The following is a 23369-nucleotide window of genomic DNA, read 5'->3' as shown; positions in this document are numbered from 1 at the left end:
AGGTAGGGCCTCGAACCGGCCACGCCGTCGCCGACGCGGTCCCGCCCGACCGGATAGCCTCGCCGTCGTGACGCACGAGAACGAGATCACCGAGCCGACCGACCTGTGCCTTCCGGGCGGACGGCTCCAGCCCGCCGCAGTGGGCTGGAGCCGCCGCCCGGTGCACCGGGCGAACCTGCGCGGCTGGGGCCGCAACAAGCGCTGGGAGTACTGGGGCATCGTCACCCCGACCCACATCATCGGCCTGGTCGCCTCGTCGCTGGACTACGCGGGCGTGCACGGCCTCTACGTGCTCGACCGTGCGACGAAGGTCGAGATCGACAGGGGTGCGGTGGTCCCCTTCGCCCGGGGCACGGTCTTCCCGCCGGTCAGCGGGGCAGGCGCCGTGCGCGCCCACGGTGGCGGGCTCTCGATCGACATCGACCAGGTGCCCTCGGGGACCACGATCCGCGCCACCGCCCCCGGTCTGGAGGTCGATCTCGTGGTGCCGCTGCCGGCGGGTCACGAGTCGCTCGGCGTGGTGGTGCCCTGGAGCACCCGCCGGTTCCAGTACACCGTCAAGGACGTCGGCCGCCCGGTTCGCGGCACCCTGCGGGTGGACGGGGTGGACCACCCGGTCGCCGAGGCGGACTCCTTCGCCGTCCTCGACCACGGCCGCGGCCGGTGGCCGTACGCGATCCGCTGGAACTGGGCCGCCGGCAGCGGCCCGGGTCGGGCGATCCAGCTCGGCGGTAAGTGGACCGACGGCACCGGCTCGACCGAGAACGGCCTCTTCGTCGACGGCCGGCTGCACAAGATCGGCGACGAGCTGCGCTGGGAGTACGACCGCACCGACTGGCTGCGACCGTGGCGGATCACCGGTGAGCGGGTGGTGGTGGAGTTCCACCCGTTCCACGAGAAGATCGCCCGGACCAACTTCGGTGTGCTCGCCAACGAGACGCACCAGTGCTTCGGGCACTTCACCGGCTGGGCGGCCGCCGACGACGGCGAGCGGGTCGACCTGGACGGCCTGGTCGGCTGGGCCGAGGAGGCTCAGAACCGCTGGTGACGCAGCCGGCCGTTGACCTGCCGGACCACCTCCTCGGGCAGCTTGAGCACCCGCCGGTCGTAGCTGAACAGGCCGTTGAGTTCGTCCTCCACGTCGGACAGTTGGGTGTAGACGGTGGCCGCGAGACCGGCCGGGATCGCGGGCACGATCTGTTCCTCGTGCAGCCGGGTGAACGCCCCGGCCAGCTCGGCGCCGGTGCGGTAGCGCTTGTACCCGAACTCGGCCGGCCCGAAGGTGTGCCCGTCGACGCGTAGGTGGTAACCGCCGTACTCGGAGAGCACCAGGGCCCGGCGGTCCCGGCCCGACGCGGCGCCGTCGCGGACCGCTCCCCCGCCCGGCGCGGCGTCGCGTCGTGGTCGACGCCGCGACGCGCGGAAGCGACGGAAGTAGACGTGCAGGCTGCGCAGGTCGCCGCCGCCCTGATCGTGCCAGCCGCTGGCGTGGTCGACGGTACGGGTCGGGTCGAGGGCGCTCACCTCCCGGGCGACCTCGGCGGCGTCGAACTGACCCCAGCCCTCGTTGAACGGCACCCAGACGGCGATGCTCACCGCGTTGCGCAGGTGCTCGACGGTCTCGCGTACCTCGGCGCGGAACTCGTCGCGCCCGGCCGCGTCGGCGCGGCCGAACCAGCGCCGCCACCCGCCCCGGTCGGGCAGCCGCAGCGGCGTCAGCACCGGCGCGGTGATCACCAACGGGCGGTACGCGCTGCCGCCGTTGACCATGTCCTGCCAGACCAGCATGCCGAGCCGGTCGCAGTGGTGGTACCAGCGCAGCGGCTCGATCTTGATGTGTTTGCGCAGCATGGTGAAGCCGAGCCGCTTCATCGCGGCGATGTCGGCGACCATCGCCGCATCCGACGGCGCGGTGTAGAGGCCGTCCGGCCAGTACCCCTGGTCGAGCACCCCGGCGTGGAAGTACGGCTGCCCGTTGAGCAGCAGCCGCGGCACCCCGTTCGCGTCCGGCCCGACACCGAACGAGCGCATGCCCACGTAGCCGCGGACCCGGTCCTCGCCGTAGCCGACGGTCACGTCGTACAGGAACGGGTCCTCGGGGGTCCAGGGGCGCACCTCGGGCAGCGGCAGGCGCACGGCGGTCCCGGCGGCGGCGCTCGCCTCGGCGACCACGACGCCGCCGGCCAGGATCCGGATCTCCGCGTCACCAACGGCCGCGCCCGCGTGCACGGTCACCTCGACGCAGCCCGCCGCCAGGTCGGGCGTGAGGGTGAGCCGCTCGACGTGGGCCTCGGGGACGCACTCGGCCCAGACCGTCTGCCAGATCCCGGACTGGGCGGTGTACCAGATGCCGCCGCGGCGCAGCTTCTGCTTGCCGCGCGCGTGGTAGCCCGTGTCGCTGTCGTCGCGCACCGCGACGACCAGCACGTTCTCGCCGTCGCGCAGCGCGTCGGTGACGTCGCAGCGCACCGGCAGGTAGCCGCCGGTGCGCCCGCCGACGGGCACCCCGTTGAGCAGGACGGAGCAGGTCTGGTCCACCGCGCCGAAGTGCAGCAGCACCCGGTGGCCGGGCCGGTGGAAGCCGTCGGGCAGCCGCAACGTGCGGCGGTACCAGAGGGTCTGGCCGGGCAGCAGCTGCCGCCCCACCCCGGACAGCGGCGCCTCCGGGGAGAAGGGCACCAGGATCTCACCGTCGTAGCGCGCCGGCTCCCGGGCGTCGTCGGTGATCGCGTACGCCCACCGGCCGTTGAGGTTGAGGTAGCTGTCCCGGACCAACTGCGGGCGCGGGTACTCGGGCAGCACCTGCTCGGGGTCGAGCGCCTCGCCCCACTCGGTCGTCAGCGTCACGCGTCTTCCCTCCCGACCCGGTGGCGGCGCAGCGCCAGCACCGGCACGACGATGAGCGTCAGCACGGAAAGCGCCATCAGGAAGATGCCCGGCGTCGGCACCTGTTTGACCACCCCCAGGTCCTGGTACGTCTCGTCGGCGTTGCTGATCACCGCCGCGCCCAGGTACGGGCCGACCAGCATCGGGATCAGGATGGCAAAGACCATCCGCAGCCCCTGCACGTGACCGGCCCGCTCCGGCGGCGAGTGGTCCCGCACCAGCGCGCCCAGCGGCGCCAGCACCAGCATGAAACCGGACATCATCACGATCCCGGCGCCGATCACCGGCAGCGTGCCCCGGGCCAGGAACATCAGCAGCAGGCCGGTGCCGTAGACGGCGGCGGCCGGCAGCACGAACCGGACCTTGCCGACCCGGTCGATCACCCGACCGGCGAGCACGCTCACCACCGACGCGGTCACCAGCACGGCGGCGAGCACCACCGCGTACCCCTCGACCTTCAGGTAGCGCTGCAGGTAGATGACCAGGTACGGCAGGAAGACCTGCGTCGAGATGCCCCAGACCGACCAGGCGGTCAGGGCCAGGTAGAGGCCCGGATTGGCGCGCATCGCGGACGGCCGCAGGCCGTGGAACACCGAGCGCAGGTAACCGGCGTCGTTGCGTACCAGGGTGGGGCTGTCCTCGACCAGGAACCAGGCGGCGACGCCGGCCCCGGCCATCACCGCCCCGATGATCAGGAAGAAGGTCCGCCAGTCACCGGCGCGGGCCAGCCCGTCGAAGCCACCGAAGATCACCAGCATGGCGAGCAGCGGCATGATCGCCAGCACCGCCTCGACCCGGCCACGGTTGGCCGGCCGGGTGACGTCGGTGACCCACGCCTGGAACGCCGCGTCGTTGGCGCCCGAGCCGAGGAACGACATCAGGCAGTCCAGCATGATCACCGCGAGCACGGTGAGCAGGACGACGTTCGCCACCGGCGCGATGTCACCCGTCGCGCCCACGGTGAGGAAGCCGAACGCGGCGGTGCAGACGCCCCAGAGCAGGTAGCCGCCCGCGACGAACGCCCGGCGCCGCCCGAGACGGTCGGACAGCGCGCCCAGCAGCAGGGTGGCGAGCGTCGCGGTGGCGGCGCTGGCGGCGACCATCGTGGCGATCACGGTCGGGTCGGCGGTGACCGTGTCGTAGACGAAGAGGTTCAGATAGATGTTCTCGACCGTCCAGGCCATCTGGCCCACCAGGCCGAGCAGCACCACCGCGACCCAGGTACGCGACCGCAGCCGCGCGGGATCGTCGGTGGGCACGTCAGTGGTGCTGCGGCCGTCGGTGCGCGGCGGCACCTGGTGCGGGACGGACATGGCGACCTCCTCGGCGGTCAGCACATGATGAACTACTCTCGCCTTCTGCGAGAACGGGGTACGCCCAACCCGAACTCAGGCCCGACCGGCTCCCGCCCACGAAGGGCCGCGTCGTCGATTCCGCAGTCCGGTCAGCGCGACGGCGGGGCCTGCCTCGACACGTACGCCGAGACGACCGGGGTGCCGTCGGCGCGGGTGACCGCGAAGAACGACAACGCGCCCACGTCCACCGGCGCCTCGCCGGTGACCTCCGGCACGGTGTCGGAGCCGACCCAGCCGGCGACCAGGTGGGTGTTGCCGTCCGTGGTCACCGCGTAGAGCTGGTACCGGGTGCCGGGCTTCAGTTTGGTGACGGTGGCCCGCACGGTGACCGCCCCGTCGTGTCCGACGGCGACGACCGAGAGGGTGGCTCCGTCCATATCGGCGGCGGCGGTGGCGGCGAGCGTGACGTCCGCCGGCGCGGTCCGGCCGCTGTCCCCGTCTTCGCCCCCGGCCGCCAGGCCTACGAACAACCCGGCCGAGATCAGCACCACCAGCACCGGGCCGGCGATGCCGACCAGTCTTCTGGCCCGTACCGAACGCCGGGTTCCGGGACGGCTCGCCGACGAGGGCCTGCCGGGCCCGGTGCCCGCCCTGGTTCGGGTACGCGAGGCGGCGTCGGAGACCGGCCGGTCGGCCGCCGGCGGTGCCGGCTCTGACGTCGCGGCCCCTGACGTCGCCGCCGCCGCGTCCCGCGCCGGAAGCCGCGGCGCACCGAACTCCTCGACGATCCCGCGCCTGTCCTCCTCGGAGATCAGCGCCAGCACGGCGACCACCTCACCGAGCTCGTCGGACTCCGCGAGGCAGGCAGGGCAGACCGCGAGGTGGCGCTCCACCTCGTCACGCTCCTGCGGATTCAACGAGCCCAGCAGGTACATCCCAAGCGATTGCCGCACATGCCATTCATCGGTGGAGTCCGTCACTCGGCATCCGATCCTCAAAGCCACTCCGGCGAACTACTGTTCTTAATACGGGCCCCTCCGTCATCCGGTTCACGGTTGCGGGAGGCGATTTTGCCGGCGGCCCCGATGTCGGGCCCGGACGCGTGTGGGAAACGTCGCCGATACATTCGCCGGTGCCTCGAAGCCGCCGGAGTCCCCGATCGGGGGGCAAGGCACGCCCGCCGAAAGTGGCCCGGTCCGTGAACCACCCCACAGGCCTGTCCGTCTTCAGGTCGGCGACATACCCAGGCGGGCCGTGGAGGTAGATGTGTTCAGCGTCGCGATCGTCGACGATCAACCCGTGTCCCGGGCTGGCATGGAGAAGCTCGTGTCGGACGATCCAGCGCTGGAGGTGGTGGCCTCGGTCGGCGCCGTCGACGACCTGCCGCACACCGGCCGGGACGCGTACCGTGTCGTGATCGTCGATCTGCCGGCGCATGGCGGCGGCAGAGCCCTGGAGATCATTTCCAGGGTCGCCGGGATCGGCCGGCCGCTGGTGTGCGCGTCCTGGGAGCAGCCGCCCACGCTCCTGGCCACGATCCGCGCCGGGGCACAGGGCTGCATCACCCGGCACACCGAGCAGACCGCGGTCCGCGACGCGCTGCGCATCGTCGCCGCGGGCGGCTTCTACCTGTGCCCCCGGCTGGTCGGCCGGTTCCAGACCGAATTGACCCGGCAGGCCGACGATGACCCGAGCGGCCTGGCCCCCCGGGAGGTCGAGACGCTCCGGTGGATCGCGCTCGGCTTCACGCACGCGCAGGTCGCCACCCGGATGGGCCTGTCCCAGGCCACGGTGAACACCTACGCGAAGCGGATCCGCGCCAAGCTGAACGTGAGCAACAAGGCGGAGCTGACCCGGATGGCGATCGAGCTGGGACACCTGACGGAGAGCCGGCAGACGTACCCGGCCGCGTAGCCGCCGTGGCGGTTACGCGGCCGGTGTCCTGCGCCGACGCCCGTCAGTCCGGGCATTGCATGATCATGGTGCCGATCTCCGCCAGCCCCAACTGGTGATCCGGGAGCTTGTCCTGTAGGGCGCCGATCCGGCGGACCCAGTCGGCGCGGCCACCCCGGGGCAGGTAGGCCTTGTGGCCCTCGATGCTCTTGTTGATCTGCTCAGGCGTCATCGAGCCGTCGAGCTGCCCGGCGATGGCCATCAGGATCGCCTGGCTGGCGAAGTCGTTCAGACCGCCGCCGGCCAGCGTCGCCAGGTGTGGCAGCAGCTCGGCGACCGTCGCCTGGGCGGTCTCGGCGTCGACGTTGACGAGGGGCTCGAAGATGGCGTCGCCGCGCGCCTCACCCGCGCCGAGGTAGTTGACGACGGCGTCGCCCTGGCCAAGGTCGGCCAGTTGGAGGGTGGCGTCGTGGGCGGCGAACGACGGGTCGCGAAGGGCAATCTGCTCGACCAGCGGCTTGAGCGTCTTCACCCCCGGGCTCTGTAGATCAGCCGCCAACCGACCATCGCCGAGGTGATCGGTCAACGACGTGGAGAGGAAGGTCGCCACCTGCTTCGACGGGCGGCCGAACCTCGGGGTCCGGTGCCGGCCAGCGGCGGTCAGCAACAAGGGCAGGGTCAGTTCCGACTGCACGCCCGGAGTCGAGCCGACCCCCGTGGCGTTGCCCGGCTGGCGCACCGTCGCGGCCCCCGTCGCGTTGCCCGGCTGGCGCACCGTCCAGCTCCACTGCGGGCCGAAGTTCACCGACAGCCCGCCGGAGGCCGTCGACGCCGCGGCGACCCGGTGCACCAGCGCAGCACCGTAGCTGTCCAGCACCTCGAACAGGTCCTTGCTGGTCTGACCCCGGGTGACCACCACGGGCACCCGGTTGCGCCAGCCGTACTGCTCCAGAAGGGTCCGGACGGCCGCGATCCGCGCCGGGGTGAGGGGTGTCCGGGTGTGCTCCACGGCCAGGACGATCACCGGTTGGTCGAGCTTGCCGATGGCCCCGTAGACCGTGTTGAGCAAGCTTTCCTGCTCGGTCTCTGCCGAACCGATCACCACGACGTCCCGATCGGGGCTGGTGCCGTCGAACGTCACGGCCGCCCCGTCGGGCCAGCGGATGGGCCAGCTCGCCTGCGGTTCGGCCGCGTACCGCGCGGCGTCGAGCACGTCGAGGCGGTCCGCGAGCGCCATGGTGTCGGGCAGTACGGTGAGCTCGATCCGGGTCGGGTCGCTGGGGAAGCTCGCCGCCGCCGCCGCGCCCGGGTCCAGGAACGACACCCCGGTCAGGTCCCGCTGGGCCAGGTGCACGGCGGAATCCACCCCGTCGGCCACCCCGACCAGCGCCTGACTCTGCGGCGGCAGGGCCTCGAGCCGCCGCATCAGCTCGACGTACCCGTCCACCTGCACGGTCGACGCGGTCTTGTCCGCGAGCGCTGCGGCGACGTCCTTCCCGTCGAGCGGTCGGCCGAGCCGGGTCACCGTTTCGCCGAACCACGCTTCGACCAGCCCTGCCGGTATGCCCAGCTCGACGCCCTCCGGGCCGAAGACGATGCGCCCGGAGAGGTACGGGCGCCCCGCCGCCATCCGCGCCACCTCGGGGCTCGGATTAGCGTGTACGCCGACCGCCCGGGAGAGCTTCGGCAGCACCCGGACGCTGTGCGCCTCGCCGACGCTGGTGATCCTGCCCGCGCTGTCCAGTGGGAGCACCCGGTGCTGCCGTCCGGAGGGCAGGGTGCGGCCCGGTGTGAGCTGCCCCACCGGCACCTGCACCGGAATGCCGAGGCCGTCCGCCCACTCTGCCAGCTCGACCTCGTCCGGCGGCTCCTGCAGGCTGCCCTTCGGTGGCACGTACATCATCTGGTCGAGCGTCAGGGTCGGCAGGCGGCCCAGGTAGTTGGTGACCAACGGTGAGCTCAGGCCGTCCGGCTCGAAGCTGAGCGGCACGATCTGCGGCATCCGTGGTCGGCGGTCGAGCTCCTGCAGGAAGGGATCTGAATCGATCTTGCCCTTGGTTCCCAGATGCAGATACATCCCGCCCGAGCGAAGCGGGACGATGCGGCCGTCGGCGCAGAGCTCGGACTTCGGTCGGGGCTCGGAATTCGTTCGGATGAGCAGGGGCAGGTTCATCGGTCCTCCAAGGTGCGGAGCGGGTGCGTGGGCTGCGGGCGCGTCAGCAGTTCGTCAGCTTCTCCAGCAGCACGTGAAGGAGAGCGGCATGGCCCGGTTGCCCACCGGCCACCTGCTCGTGGAAGGCGTCGAAGCGCGCCACCCAGCTCACCCGATCGGCCGGAAGGACGTCACAGTTCGCCACGGCATCGGCCAACCTCCCGAACTCGCTGTTGTCGTGCGTGGGAAGCTCGGCCACCTTCTGCGGCATCCGCATCACCGCGGCGATGGCCGCGAAGACCGTCGCGTTGGCGACACCTCGGCTGCCCTCGGCGACCCCGTTGGCCAGGGCCACCATCTGCGGACCGGTCAGCTTCCCCATGCTGAACAGGCGCAGCAGCAGATCATCCCAACTCGCCCGCTCCGTGCGGACGGTCGACGGCTTCGGCTTCGGCCTCGGCAACAGGTAGTCGAACGCGAAGGTCTCGCGCAGCGGCCCCTCCAGCGTGACGGGCGGCTCGAACTTGTGACTCGGGATGTCAGCAGCGGGTGCGAGCCGGGGCGCGTCCTCGGCAGCCGGGCCGCCGTTGGCGCGTACCAGGTCCAGAATCACCTGGGCCGCTCCCGCCAGGTTCCCGTCCTCGCCCGCCGGCAACCCGGTCATCGTGCCGTCGGCGTTTCGCCCGAGCACCGCCTGGACCTCGGGCGCGAGCAACTCCTGGAAATGCGCTCGCAGGTACGTCTCCCGGTCCTGCCAGTTGTTCTCGGAGAGCCACCCGGCCAGCGCCGGAGGAAGCTTCCGGGAGGCGAGCCGGGCGGAGATCTCCTCGGTGGGGGGACCAGCGGCGCTCTTCTGGGCGTCGAGCGCGTCGGTGATGACGTCGTAGAGCCCCGCCAACCGACCGTCCGGGCCGGAGAGCTGCCACGAGCTGTCGTCGAGGTTGACCACGCGACGCTGCAGCGTGCTGAACGCGTAGTCCGCGCGGAGTTCCGCCAACAGGCCTGGGGGAGTGTTCCAGAACACAACGGTCGGTATCACGCCGATTCGGGCGGTCCGCTGCAACGCGGTCCGCAACTGGTCCAGGACGAGCTGAGCGCCCTTGTCGAGGGTCGGCTTCACCGCGATCAGGATTCCGGGAGGGTTCTCGGCCGACCAGTGCCCCACCTGCGTGAGTTCATTGAAGGACGGCCCTCCCCACGTGCCGATCACCAGGGTGTTCCCGTCCCATCGGCTGCCCTGCGGCGCTGGCACCGGCGGCTGGACCGGCGAGTTCGCCGGTGGCAGCGGGGCCGGCGCGGCCGCCGGCGGTCGCCCGGACCGCGACGCCTGCGGCTCGCCGACCGGACCAGCCGGTGCGTCGACCCCCGGGTAGTTGACCGGCGTGATCCGCCCATCCGGGGAGATCCGGTCGATGGCGGTCTCGGGGTCCCCTGGCGACGCCGACTCCCGCCACCTGTAGCCCGCCTGCCTGACCTCGACGTGGGTGTTCAGCCGGAAGGCGATCTCCTGTGCCTGGTAGACCGGATTGCCGCCCAGCGCGCGCAGGAGGGTGCTCGGCGGCGACGCGCCGAGGGCCCCCGCCCTTGCGATGGCCTCATCGACGAGGCCTTCCAGCTCCCGGACGCCCGCCGGGGTCTCGGCCTTGGGTGCCAGACCGTCGAGCGTTGTCAGCCGCTCCTGGTTCGCCGCCCGCGCAGCATCGGAATCGGCCGCCGCGCCGGGGTAGCGGAGGTCGAACTCCCATTCCGAGACGGCCTTGTAGGTCAGGTAGGCGCGCTGCCCGACATGGGTGGAGAAAATGAGCGTTGGCTGTTTCTCCTGCGGCTGGCGTAGTGATTGGGCCACCTGGCCTGGCGCGTCCAGACCGCCATTCTTCGCGGCCTCGAACAGGCTCCGATCGAGGTCCACCTCCCGCGGTGCCCCCTCCGCGGCGGGCCACGGGGTCGGCTCCTTGGTTGGGGCGGTTCGGAACTCATGGAGCTGCCGCTGCATCTCTTCGATCTGCTCACCGAATGCCTGGATGTAGCCCTCGCCGAAGATCGGTGCGCTCCGGACGACATTTCCGCGCTTCTTGTTCTCAGAGCTGAAGAGCCCCTGCTTGTACGGGGCCATCTCAAGGAAGAAACGGCCTTTCACCTCCACCAGGTAGCTCGGCCCAAGCTGTTTGGAGTGTTGCTCCCCGCGCTGCGCGAGATTTGCGTCGGCGCTGCTGCCGAGCGGGGCCTGACGGGAGAAGGGAGTCGATCCACTCATCTTGTCGGGCATCTGCTCCGAGCCGACCTGCCTATCGTTCACGGTCCCGCTCTGACCGACCTCGAGACTCGCGGCGGCGTCGGGCTTGTCCAGCGACACGTTGACGCTGTTGTTGCTGATGTCCTTCACATAACGACCGGTGCCCATGCCTTCGTCGATCATCCGGACCACCCTGAGTTCGTGCAGTTCGCCCCAGATGTGGAAGTCGGCCCGGACGCGCGAATGCCCCGGTTCCAACAGCGTGGGCGTCAGTCGGTGACGTTGCCCGGCGAGCATCTTCGGCAGGTGGTTGCTGAGGTGGTGGGGAGAAAGCAGGGTCGACAGCGAGAGACTGGGCCGGTAGTTGTCGGCCTCCTTCCCGAACACGGATGTCGCCAGCCAAGGGCCGAAGATTTTCTTCGTGGTCCCCTCGCCGAACGTTTTCCTCAGGAGTTCCTCCGCGACCGGCAGCGCGTTTTCGAGCCTGAACGAAATGACCGCCAGATCGGCAGGCAGTTTCGGCAACGGATGCATGGTCGGCAGCGGAGCCGGCCCCTGCACCGGCGGCGACTCCACCAGGCCCTGCGGAAGCTTCACGATCAGCTCGCCGGGGTAGCTGGCGGACTCCGATCGCGGCGCCGGACGACGGATCTTGGCGAGGATGTTGTTGACGACCCGGCCCGGCATCATCTGACGATTTGCCTCGATCGATATCGTGATCGGTCGCCGATAGTGGTATGCCTTAGTCCAGGAGTAGGCAGTAGCCTCCTCGATTCGCTCGACGTGTTGGTTGTGGGAACGGCGTTGGCCGCCGGCAACCTGAGCGGCCCCGCCCACCGTCGTGCCCTTGCTCGAATAAGTGGGAGCGAAGTTTCCCTTCAGGGTGGCCGAGTAGATCGAGTCGCGGCCCTTTCCCGTCGAGTCCATCTGGTAACCGTGGAAGTAGTTCTCCAGACCGCTCTCGGGGACCAGGTCGATCGGCTCTGGTTCGCCGTCGCGCCACTTCACGCTTATCTTCACGTCGACCACGTCGCTCAGCAGCCAACCCATCGGGTTGACGATGGAGAACCGGAACGGGTCGTCGCCGAGCATGTCCTCGATCAGTGGCTGATCACGCCCACCGGCCAGCATGGCCTGCAGCCCGTCCAACCCGCCCTGCACCCGGCCGATCTGGGACTTCCCCGAGTCGCCGAAGAACGACCCACGCCAGACCCGCGCGTTCTTCCAGTCCGTTCTTTCCCGGCCGAGCAACCCCGGCACGACCTTGTCGATTTCTCGGCGGACCAGGTCATAGGCCGTAAAGTTCTCGCCCGGAACGCTCGGGTCCTGGTAAGTGAGCGAGTGGATGCCGGCATGACCGAGTGCCCGAGGCGCGCCTTCGAGGAAGTAGGGCGGGAGGTAGGTCTTGGGGGCAGCATTCGGCAGATCCTCGTCGGCCGCGACGGGTGCCAGGGGGATCTCCGGAAACGTCTCGGCGAAGAGCGTGAGGTCCGCAGGGTCGTAGATCCGACCAGTGTCGTTCCGGTGCTTCTCGGCAAGCTTCCGCGCCCATGACTCGCGTTCGTTGCGGTACGGGTCCACCACCCCGGAGTCCGCCACGGAGTTGTGCCACTGCACCAGGGCACCGACCAGAGCCTTGATGCTGAATTCCGTCTTTTCGCTGATCCATCGCTCGAACACGTCGGCCAACTGGTTCTCGGGGAGGTCGACCCGCCCTGCGGCGAACTCCTTCAGAGCATCCGGCTCGGACAGCGCGTACCGCAGGGAGCCCTCGGGAACCTTTTCCGGCTCGCTGATCTCACCCTTGTTCAACATCAGCTTCCCGTGCTTCTCCCGCACGGCCTGCACCGTAAAGCCGGCCGGCGCGTCGAACACGTACGCGCGGGCGAAATTCAGCTCCAGGTACTCCTTGCCCCCGGTCTGCCGCGCACCACGCTTCTTCGTGTAGGCCCTGGTGTAGGAAATTGCCAGCCCGGCGGCCCCGCCGTAGTTGGCGTCCGCCGCGTTCGTGGGCGTCGCCGCGCTGCCACCCGTGGCGCCAGGGCCCTCAATGCCGTGGCCCACGACGCCCCCACCGCCCCCACCATGGTCCGCGGCTTCCCCGCTGGGGGCTGGGGTGGTCCCGCCGAAGGTGAACTCCCCGCTTGCGATGCCTTTGTGCGACCTGTTGGCGTTCTGGGACGACTGGGTCAACGACAACTTGATCAAACCGAGAGTGAAGTTGTCATTCGTGACGCCGACGAAGGTCGACCGACCAACTTCTGCCTTGATGCCCAACGATCCGAGCTGGTGGCGGAAGAATCCGGGCCTGAAGAAGCTGTCGGTGGTGTACCGGTCCGCCATCATTTCCTTGAGGTGCGCGTGCAGGGTGACGTTCGAGGTGAACCTCGACGTCGGCTCGTCCGCCTCCCTGCCTGGCTTGGTGAACCCACGCAGGACCTTCCGCGCTGCTGCCAACACCCCCGTGCTGTCCAGGTGCAGGACGACCGCGTTCTCCATGACCTCAGGCGGGGTGTTTTGTGGAGCTCGACCACGCATGGGCGTGGTCGTCTGCGCCACGTTAAAGTCCTCCAACAGGTGCACGGTGGCCGTTGCGCCGATGGCGTCGCTGCTCCAGCTCTTTTCTTTGTCGTCCTCAAATTCGAGCTTGATCTTGTATTCGGAGGGGAGCTCAAGCTCGTGAGCCTTTGCGGTGGACTCCTGAAGCTGAGGCATGTTCGTGACGATGTTGTTGGACTCGACCGCGCCGACACTTCGGGTGTAACCGAGGCTGAGGCCGAACCTGCCCAGGAATCCCTTTGCGACGCGGGCATATCCGCCGAGCCCGAAGTTGATGTTCGTGCTCCCACCGGCGCTCTGCCCGGCAACGTCCAGGCCCATTGCCAGGTTGACGGTCGAGTAGTCGTCCGTCAGGTCCTTGATGTAGACAGAGCTCTTGTTCTTCGGGTCTATCTCTTCGGTCAGCTCCTGCGTGGCCACGACCGAGACACGGATGATTTTTTCGTGGCCGTAACGGTTCCACCTACGCAGTGTCAGGAACATGCCATCCTGATGAGCCTGATCGTAATGAGAATCCAGACTGTCCGAGGACAGGAAGTGCCGCAGCACCCGGTCGTTGCGCTGCCGGCTCTGCACCGCTGCCTCGCTCTCGCTCCTCACGATGTCGGGCAGGAAAGTGCTCCGGCCGACGGTCTTCAGCTGCTTGGCGAACGGGAGGTCCAGATCATTGGACACGTACCCGCGCTTTCGGAGCTCTTCGCTGACCGCTTCGTACAGCTTGCCGGGCAAGGCGGTGTCGACCTCCACCAACGCGTGACCTGCTCCTCTTCCCCTGAGGAGGTAGGCGGGAAGCCGAGCGTCGCTGACCTCGTTCTCGGCGCGCGAATCACGCACCGCATCCTCGACGAACGGAACCTCCTTCGCGCTGGGCACGTCCTCTTTGAGGGCCGCCCGGTCGACCGGGAAGCTGTAGTCGAACGCGTCCTTCTCCGGAATCCGAAGCAGCGTCTCACCCGGCGTCGGCCGGGGGGATTTGAACGACTTGTTCCGGTCGTTGAGAACAGTCAGTTCCAGGTCGAAGTCGAATTTAAGATTGAATGCCACGGTGTAACCCGTGTAGCGAGACACCAGCACGTTCAGCCCGTTACGGGACGCCGAGACGCCGTCACTGTTGGTCGCGGTGAACGTCATCCTCGCCTCGGGTCCCGCAGCGATCATCGGCGCTTTCACCAGGTCGAACGCGGCCTCGACGCCCAACCCGCTCTCGTTGGTCAAATTGAAACCGCTGGTGTGCGTGGAGATGGCGGTCCGGACCTTCTCCAGGTGGGCCTGGTTGCTGGGCGTGCCGACCGGCCGCGGAGTCCCTTTTCGCCTGCCCCGCGCGACCAGCCGGCCGATGTCCCTTCCCACCTCGTCGACGAGCGGAATGACGTATCCGCGCGGGTCGTTCACCGCCGTGTCCAGGTGCGTGTCGAGGTTCCACAGGGCGCGCGCCACCTGTTGGAGCAACGTGCCGGAGTCCACCCGGAGCCCGGCTCTTTGCAGCAGCCCGACGCCGTCGGCATAGAGATCGGAGAGCCCGCCCAGGCCTGCGGCGAAGAAGTTCCTCGGGATCCGCTCCCGGTTTTGCTCGAACCGCGTACTCCGCTTTTTGAAGATTTCGATCTCCTGCGGCGTAGCATCCGGCTGTGGCGCTGCGGGCGCGATTGCCCGGACCTGGTCGGCGCTCGGCTGCCCCACATACTGCAGGGGCATCCACAGGACCAGCGGCTGCTTCTCCCCGGTGACCACGACCGGCGTCGGCGCGGACCAGCGGTAGTCCTCCCCCCGCACGCCCTTGCCGATCGAGAAGGACCATTTGGTGTCAACCTTGGTCAGTACGGATTCCGAGCGGGTGTCGTCGACGTGTGCGGTCTCGGCGGTCGTGAAGTAGCCGGTGCTCCGATCGACCTTGTTCATGGTCGCCGTGAACCTGGGGCCCGCCCTGAAAGTCATGAACTTCAATACGGGTGGTGATCCGTTGATGCTGAGGCCGCCCCGCGTCGCGGAGGTCTGGCCGGTACGGCTCCCCGAGTCGCCGCCGGTTGCCACGGTCATCTGAATCGCCCCGACGCCCCTGATCGGCGACTCCTTGCCCTTGGCGTCCTCAGCCGGCTTGCCCGGCACCGGCGGCGCTGCCGGGTCGCCTGCCGCCCGAGCTTCACCCATCTCGAGCCGGAACCGCAGGTCGAGGTGGCCCTGGCGTTCCAGATATCCGCTTGGCGACGTGATCTTCCGATAGTTGGCGAGCAGCCGTTGCCTCAGCTTCAGCCATTCGTCCTCGCCCAGCGTGACCCCTTCACCGCGCAGGGCGTCGCGTAGCTGTGCGGTCAGTTGGTCCAGGTGCGGCAGACCCTCTTTCGGGACACCCATCGGATACGCCGAGGGGTCTATACCGATCAACTCGCCCGCAGCCGGAACGTTTACCGGCTCCGGTTTCGGCCTGCCCAGCGCGGCGGACGGCTCCTCGACGGACTCCTCAGCGGGTGATTTGCCGGCCGACCCGGCGGCAGCCGATGTCTCAGGCGCCTCCATGCTTCGGCCCGGCTCCGCCTCCGAGCCGCCGGCCTGCTCGGCTCCCGGCCAATCGTGCGGTACCGCCGGGATCTCCACGCTCTCCAGGCGTCGCACGGTGCCCGCTTCGGCGGGATCGGCCGGGACCGTGGCCATGACTCGGCCGTCTGCACTGGTCACCAGCACGAGCTGCGGCCAGTCGGGGGCGATCATCGCTCCGCCGAGCCGCACATCCGGCTCGACGAGCAGCACGTTCACCCCGAACAGCTGCGCGACGGCGGGGGCCAGCCACTTCGGTGTGTCCGTCGGGGCAGGAACCCCCGGCGTGGACAGGTCCGTCACCCACTTGAGCAGCTCGTCCCGACTGCTGCTGAATTCCTGTGACGTCGCCCCGAGCAGCGGCCAGGCGTCACCCGCCGCCGCCAGGTCAGCCCGCAGCAGGGCGCCGAACATCACGCGCAGTTCCGCAGCCGGCCAATCGGAGAGGCCCCGCAACCGGTACTGGTCGTGTTCGGCGGCCTGAAGCAACGCCTCGAAGAATCCGCTCGGCGCCGCCGGGTTCCACACCGCAGCCCGGCCACCGTCGGCCAGATAGTTGGCCTGGTCGGTGGTCAGCTCCGGATAGCCCTGCCCTGCGGGCACCCGCTGCCACTTCGAGGGCTCAGCGGGCAGTAGTGGCTTGGCGTTCTTCGCGACGGCCTCGCGGACGGCGGTGAGGATTTCTTCCAGGCCCGGCCCGGCAACCAGGCCAGCCTCCTCGCGCAGCGTCGCCGCACGCAGCCGATCGGAGAGGTCCGGCGGAAGGGTAACGGATGCGTCGCCTGAGACGGCTGCCAGGAAGCTGGCCAGGTCGTTGAAGGCAAGCTCGTCGGCGGGCAGTCCGACCGGCGGACCGGCCGACACCACCGGGCTGATCAGGCTGCCTTCAACCGCAGCCAGCACCGCCGGTACGGTCTCGAGCGGCACCGTGGCCAGCACGGCGGCGGCGCCCTCGACCAACGTGATGACCGGGTACTCGACCGCCGCCACGTCGGAAGGCTTGTGCCACTCAACGGTGCCATCGGCCCGAATCAACTGGATCTGCCGGGCCAGCGCCGGGGCCGTCAACCGCAGCAGCACCTCGGTCGCGGCGGAGGAGGCCGGCAGGCCAGCCGTCAACACTCCCGGCACCTGATCCGGATCGAGGCCGCCGGCGATCCAGTCGTCGATCTGCTGGACCGGTGCGGGACCGGGCTCCGGCACTCCGAACGACGACCAGTCCCGGGCCTCCCGCAGCTTGTTCGCGTAGGCCTGGACCATCGTTCGGACCGAGTCCGCGTCCAGGTACCCCAACTGCTGGTCACCCTGGTAACCCGCCGACGCCGCCACCTTGGCGAAGAACGGCATCCCGGACTGGTCGGCCAGGCCGCGCAGGCCGTTGACGGTCAGGGCCTGCTGCACCGGCGCGGACAACGCGCTCTCCGCCGAGACAGCTTTCCAGCCCCAGGTGGCCACCCGGGCTTGGTCCTCGGTGTCCCCGTCCTCTTGCGCCTTGCCCTTGCCCTTGTCCGTCGGCGGGGCCGGGCGGGTGCGGACGAATTCGTCCGGGTCGCGGGGCGCAATCGGCAGGCTGGAATCGGCGACGTGCGGGGAGACCTCGCTGGCGACGGTCGCGGCGATCCGATCGAGGTGCCGTGGCTGCAACTGCGGCCGGTCGCCCGGTTTCGTCGTGGCCATCAAGGAGTTGTCCCCGAACACCGCCGACGACCGATCCCTACTCAGCAACATCCGCCGCTCGTCACCCACCGGGTCGACGTACTCATCAGGCAGGCCAAGATAATGACCAATCTCGTGGGCAAACCGCAGATCACTATCACTCACCGACCACTCCGTCTGAGTGGTGGCGACACCCTCCTCGCCGAAGAGACCCACAGTCGCATGCGCAAGCTCGGGCTCGGCCACGAACTCGACATTCACGTGAAGCTGATCGGCACCGATCCAGAACTGCTCGTTGAACGCATCATCAACAGCCCTCGCAACCCGCTCCCGCACCTCCGCCTCCGCCGCGCGAGCAGTAGCGTCCCGCGGACTCAAAAACACCCGAACCGTGAAATCCTGCACCCGCCGACCATCAGCGGCCTCCAAAACCCGATAGTCAAACGCCACCGGCCCCTCAACAGAACGACTCAAACTCACCCGAGGCACATCGACACGACTCAGCTCAACCTCGGACAGGCCACCCGCCACCGACCCATCACGCTGCTCAGCCTGAAACGCGACATGAGAATCGATGACCATCTGGGGCAACCCACGCTCGGTGGAAACCCCCTCCACGACGTCGTACGCGGTCGTATTAGCAGTCCGCGGCAACACGGTCAGCCGCAGCTCATCAATTTCGGCGCTCCCCACCAGCGAGGCCACGGCCGCCGGGCGCTCACCCGAGGCACGCACCACATCCACGTCCTCCGGCGCCCGCCGCCCCCTCCCGCGCCTTCCGGCGCCCCTGCTGGTCTCCCCGGCCGCTGGCTCGGCGGTGCCATCGGACGACGGAAAATTGTCCATGATCGGCATGTCCGGCATACCATACGAATCCGGCGAGAACGGCGTCTCCGACTCCGAGAACGCAGGCCGCGCCGACTCCCAATACGATTCCGGCGAGAACGGATTCCTCGACTCCGGGAAAGCACTCGGATCCGTATAAGGCGATTGGTCAGGGACGCCTATACCCGCCTCCAAGTCGTACAGCGCCGCCGTATCCGATCCAGGGTACGCGGCATCGGGATACGGCCCCTCGAAGGCAGACGCCGGCAATATCGAGAGACCCGCGCCGTATGTGGTGTAAAGGACGGGGGGGGCCGATTGGTCAGGGACGCCTATACCCGCCTCCAAGTCGTACAGCGCCGCCGTATCCGATCCAGGGTACGCGGCATCGGGATACGGCCCCTCGAAGGCAGACGCCGGCAATATCGAGGAACCCGCGCCGAACGTGCTGTCGAAATAATCGGAGGTGAAATGGTCACCGACGTCCTGGCCGCCCGCAGCCGCCGCCGTCAACCGCTCGGCGTGGGAGTACGCCTCGATCTCCTGTGCGACGAGCTCTTCGGTATAGGTCTGGACGGCACGGGCGGGTGCCTCCCGGACCTTGTAGGCCCGAACCTCGATGACGACCCTGGACAACGGCATCCGCCTGTTGATAGGGACAATCGTCATGGTGTCCACCTGCTCGGCGTCCACATCCTCGAAGTCCTCGCCGTTCAATTCTCGCAATCGATCGATATTCGGATCGACCTCCGCGAGCTGGCCCAGGCCGCCGATGACATCAGGGTGTTCCGCGATGTCCCAATCCCGAGTCAGGTAATCGGCGGGAAGGCCGAACTGCGTATGGAAGGCGACCTTGAACTGGCTCAGGATGTCAGCGCTCTGGGCCGCGAAGAATGCTTTGATCCCCTCGGGCAACTCTTGGTAGATGAGCCGCTTATCATTCCGCACAAGAACTGCGGCGTCGTTCTTGAGGGTCCCCCGTCGGGCTCGATCTGGATTGCGCGAGTGGAATTCGGCCATACTGCCCATTGCGAACGTCTCGTAGTACAGTGCGATGACGCCTCGGATCGTCTCGGTCTCCACGTGGGGCCGATCGAGCAGTTCCTGGAGGGGCACCTGCCGACCGGTGCGCCAGTTGACGTAGTCGGCGGCCACCTGAAGCCCAATGTTCAGACCGTCATTGAGGTGTTCCTTGGCCCAGTGCGGATGCCCGTTCGTCTTCGTCCGCCAGGTGTTCTCCGCGACGAACTCCAGGAACTTCGCGACTCCCGCGAACGGGACATCGTGGTTGTACTGCGGCAGGATGCCCGTCCAACCGCCGATGAGACGCTGCCCGACCTGAACATTTTGCCGGGCAGGATGCATCTGCCACCCCATCTCCGGCGTCAGCAACTCCGACAGCAACTGCGGTGTTCCGCTATCGTGCGCCAAACGGAACGCTCTTGCCACCTGCCTGCGCACCCGGTGGATCTGCTGCCTGTCCTCGCCCGGCTCTCCCGGCAACGAGCTCGACACCGGGGCGACGAACTCTGCCAGCGGCGCGTACACCGGCTCGGTCCAGGGTGTGTGTGGCCTGGATTGCCAGAACGACGTTCGCTCGCGGTTGCTGTAGACGTCTCGTGTTTCCAACGTCAACTGGATGCCATGGGGCCCCATAGCAATCAGCGTCTGTGGCCTCGTCCCTTCGGCCACACCGATGAGGATGTTGCTGAATTCGCCCTCGTCGGCTGATCCCAGATAACGCAGCCCGGGCGAGGGGTCGACGAGTGCGTTCGCCGTGGTCGCCCCGGTGACAGCCGACCCGGCCTCACCATCCGCGAACGGCACCGCGACACCATCAGGGCCAGCGACGATGACCCGCGCCCCCAACAACCCCGGCAACCAAGGCGGAGCCACCGGATGCCCCGCCCCGTCGACGGCATCCCAGACCCGCTGCCCCACACGATTCTGCGTCTCGACAGCGAAGACACCACCCCGCCAGGCGGTAAGCACGATCCCATGGCGCGGGCCCGCCGGCGGAGACACCAACACGAAGGCCGTCGCACCATCACCCAACCCCCGCAACCGCGTCACCAGCGGATCGAACGAATCCCCCACCGGCCGCCAGTCGCCACCCAGCGCAGCCGCCAACCGATCCTGCACCCGCCCCGTACCCAACCCCGCATCATCAACCACCACCGGCGCACCGAACCAACCCCGACGCACCGCCTCCAACCGATCCAAACAATCCTCAAGCGCAACCCCCACCTCACGCCCCGGCGGCAACACCACAGCCAGCCGATCCTCCAACTCACGCCGCACCTCAGCCATCGAAACCGCCAGGTCCGGCTCACCATACGAATCAGGCGAAAGAGGAACCACCGACGCGGACTCGTCGGCGTCCGACTGCTCGGAATCGGACGCCGGCAGGTTCGACAGGGCCATCCCGGGCACACCACTTGGGCTGTCGTCATGAGCGAGCATGAAGTGGTCCCCGATGCCCTCGCCGCTCGAAGCCGTCGCCTCCAGCCGCTCGGCGTGGTAGTACGCCTCGCGCTCCTGGTGGACGATCTCTTCGGTGTAGGTCTGGACCGTACGGACGTCCACCTCCCGGGCCTTGTAGGCCCGAACCTCGATGACGAGCCTGGACAACGCCATCCGGGTATTTATGGGGACGATCGTCATAACGTCGACGAGATCGTCCCCATCTTCGTCCACGCGGGGCTGGCCCAGACCGTCGCGAATCTCCGAGTGTTCCTCGATATTCCAAGCCTGCGTCAGGTAATAGTCAGGAATGCCGAGGGGAAGGCCGAACCGGGCCCGAAATGCGGCCTTGAACTGGCTCATGATGCCAGCACCCTGAGCCGCGAAGAATTCTCTGACCCCCGCGGGTAATGCCTGGAAGACGAGCCGCTTATCATTCCGCAGGAGAGCTGCGGCGTCGTTCTTCAAGGTGCCTCGACCGCTACGATCTGGATCGTAGGCCCTCCATTCAGCCATACTGCCCATCGCGAATGTCACGTAGTTCAGTGCGATGAGGCCCCGAATTGTCTCGGTCTCCGCGTGGGGCCGCTCGAGCAACTCCCGGAAGGGCACCCGCCGGCCGGTTTGCGAGTAGACGTAGTCGGCGGCCACTCGAAGCCCAAGGTTCAGACCGTCATTGAGGTGCTCCTTGGCCCAGTGCGGATGCCCGTTTACCTTCGTCCGCCAGGTGTTCTCCGCGACGAACTCCAGGAACTTCGCGACTCCCGCGAACGGGACATCGTGGTTGTACTGCGGCAGGATGCCCGTCCAACCGCCGATCAGACGCTGGCCGATTTGAACATTCTGCCAGTCAGGGTGGATTAGCCACCCCATCTCCGGCGTCAGTACGTCCGACAGCGGCTGCCGTTTGTCGCTGAAGTGCGCCGTGGAAAACGCTTCTGCCACCTGCTTACGCACCTCGTGGATGGCCTCCCTATCCGCGCCCGGCTCGTTTGGAAACGAGCTCGACACCGGGGCGACGAACTCAGCCAGCGGCACCAAGGTCGGCGCGGTAAAGGGTTTTTCTGGCCTGTTTCGCCACGCCGACGTTCGGTTTCTGTCGGTGTAGGCCTTCTTCAATTCCAATGTCAGCTGGGCACCGTGAGGCCCCATAGCAATCTGCGCGCCCAGCCTTGCCGCTCCGGGCATCCCGAATAGGATGTTGCTGAACTCGCCCTCGTCGGCCGATCCCAGATAACGCAACCCCGGCGCGGGATCAACAAGCGCGTTCACCGTGGTCGCCCCGGTGACAGCCGACCCAAGCCCACCATCCGCGAACGGCACCGCTACACCATCAGGACCCGCCACAATGACCCGCGCACCCAACAACCCCGGCAACCACGCCGGCGCCACCACATTCCCCGCCCCATCAACCACATCCCAAACCCGCTCCCCCACCACATTCTGCGTCTCCACCACAAAGACACCACCCCGCCAAGCCGCAACCACGATCCCATGACGCGGCCCAGCCGGCGGCGCCACCAACACAAACGCCACCGCACCATCACCCAACTCCCGCAACCGGCCCACCACAGGCCCCAACGAATCCCCCACCGGCCGCCAATCACCACCCAGCGCAGCCGCCAACCGATCCTGCACCCGCCCCGTACCCAACCCCGCATCATCGACCGCGACCGGCGCACCGAACCAACCCCGACGCACCGCCTCCAACCGATCCAGACAATCCTCAAGCGCATCCCCCACCGCACGCCCCTGCGGCAACACCACAGCCAGCCGGTCTTCCAAGTCACGCCGAAGCTCAGCCCACGGCACCACCGGCAGATTGCGCCCGACCGGCAGACCAGCCCGGTCCACGCGGCTCACCCGGGTGTCGGCCGCGCGCAGCGCCCCGACCCGCCCGTCGTCGGAGTCCGGGTCGAAGGCGACCGGCAGCAGGCTCCCGTCGGTCTGGGGCTCCACCCACCACAGCCCCGGCGCGTCGGCGTCGCCCGACATGAGCCAGGCGGTCCGGGTGGCGCCCCCGGTGTGCGAGCGCACCAGCACCGCCGAGCCGGGCGCCTCGCGCAGCTCTTCGACCAGCGTCTCGACGTCGGCGGTCACCCCGTCGGCGAGGAACCCGGCCACCGTGTCGGCGACCGCCGCCCGCGGCAGCGTCGACCGGCCCACGGCGTCCACGTCCAGCCCGGGCGGCACACCGTAGCGACCGAGGTAGGCGACGACGGCAGCGACCTCGGCCGCAGCCGCCGCTGCGGCGAGCGACGTCTCCGGCGGTACGAAGAAGTCGTCCTCGGTCTCGGCCGCCATCGTGAGCACCTGCTCAAGGCGGCGCATCGACGGTGGCGGCTCCGAGTTCTGGGCGATGGCCAGTGCCGCGCCCAGGGCGACCCGGGCGGCAGCCTGCGGGCGGTCCAGCAGCCGTACCGCCGTTGCCTGTGGCCAGGGCACCTGATGGCCGTGGCCGTCGATCGGCACCGCGCGCGGCGACTGGCGCAGATCCAACGCCACCGGGACCTCGATGGGCAGGTGGTAGAGGTCGGTCAGTTCTTCCAGGGCCCGCACCGCCGCCGGGTCCAACCCCTCGGTCAGGGTCGGCGTCGGCACCACGACGAGATGATCACGAACGCGGTCGGGTAGCCCTTCCAGGTAGTTCCGGACGATCGAGGAGAGCTCCGCCCCCGGGGCCAGGTGCACCAGGGTGGCGTCCGAGCGCGGTTCGTAGAACGACGCCCGGGCCAGCGAGACCTCGTCGACCGGATCGGAGAGCCCGGTCCCCGGAGCGCGCTTGTGCACATACACACCGCTGGCGACCGGAATGACCCGCCCATCAGGACAGATCACTACGGACGTGCCGGTACCGGGCATGCCGCTCCCTCAT

At 68.6% G+C, this 23369-nt stretch carries 7 protein-coding genes; 2 read left to right on the top strand and 5 right to left on the bottom strand.

Features of this window, described 5'->3' with window-relative positions; translation table 11 throughout:
• Positions 1–67: 67 nt before the first annotated feature.
• Positions 68–1048, top strand: a complete 981-nt coding sequence (locus tag ACQPZO_RS12410) for a DUF2804 domain-containing protein (RefSeq protein ID WP_433349869.1) — start codon at positions 68–70, stop codon at positions 1046–1048.
• Here the strand turns inward: ACQPZO_RS12410 and ACQPZO_RS12405 are convergent.
• The 3 genes from ACQPZO_RS12405 to ACQPZO_RS12395 all read right to left on the bottom strand — a co-directional run bounded on the left by ACQPZO_RS12405 (position 1033) and on the right by ACQPZO_RS12395 (position 5134).
• Positions 1033–2847, bottom strand: a complete 1815-nt coding sequence (locus ACQPZO_RS12405; protein ID WP_433349867.1) for a glycoside hydrolase family 2 protein — start codon at positions 2845–2847, stop codon at positions 1033–1035. The genes ACQPZO_RS12410 and ACQPZO_RS12405 overlap by 16 nt on opposite strands.
• Positions 2844–4199, bottom strand: coding sequence for an MFS transporter (locus tag ACQPZO_RS12400; RefSeq protein ID WP_433349865.1), 1356 nt, complete (start codon positions 4197–4199; stop codon positions 2844–2846). Before ACQPZO_RS12400 ends, ACQPZO_RS12405 begins: the two co-directional genes overlap by 4 nt.
• A 131-nt stretch (positions 4200–4330) precedes the next feature.
• Positions 4331–5134 carry a zf-HC2 domain-containing protein gene (locus ACQPZO_RS12395; RefSeq protein WP_433349863.1) on the bottom strand — a complete coding sequence of 268 codons (804 nt, stop codon included), beginning with the start codon at positions 5132–5134 and terminating at the stop codon, positions 4331–4333.
• Positions 5135–5435: 301 nt separating this feature from the next.
• Here ACQPZO_RS12395 and ACQPZO_RS12390 point away from each other — a divergent pair, with 301 nt between their 5' ends.
• Positions 5436–6095 (top strand): LuxR C-terminal-related transcriptional regulator, encoded by a 660-nt coding sequence (locus ACQPZO_RS12390; RefSeq protein ID WP_433349861.1) that lies wholly within the window; start codon positions 5436–5438, stop codon positions 6093–6095.
• 43 nt (positions 6096–6138) lie between these two features.
• On the opposite strand, the gene ACQPZO_RS12385 is transcribed toward ACQPZO_RS12390, so the two are convergent.
• Together ACQPZO_RS12385 and ACQPZO_RS12380 are read right to left on the bottom strand one after the other, a co-directional pair.
• On the bottom strand, positions 6139–8151 hold the full coding sequence (locus tag ACQPZO_RS12385) for a hypothetical protein (protein WP_433349860.1): 2013 nt from the start codon (positions 8149–8151) through the stop codon (positions 6139–6141).
• Between the two features lie 139 nt (positions 8152–8290).
• Positions 8291–23356: a hypothetical protein gene (locus ACQPZO_RS12380; RefSeq protein ID WP_433349858.1), complete on the bottom strand. Its 15066-nt coding sequence runs from the start codon at positions 23354–23356 to the stop codon at positions 8291–8293.
• Positions 23357–23369: the final 13 nt, after the last annotated feature.

This window comes from Micromonospora sp. CA-111912 (assembly GCF_050948415.1).
Taxonomy (GTDB): domain Bacteria; phylum Actinomycetota; class Actinomycetes; order Mycobacteriales; family Micromonosporaceae; genus Micromonospora.
Note: the sequence above shows the minus strand (reverse complement) of the source record. Positions and strands in the feature narration are given on the sequence as shown.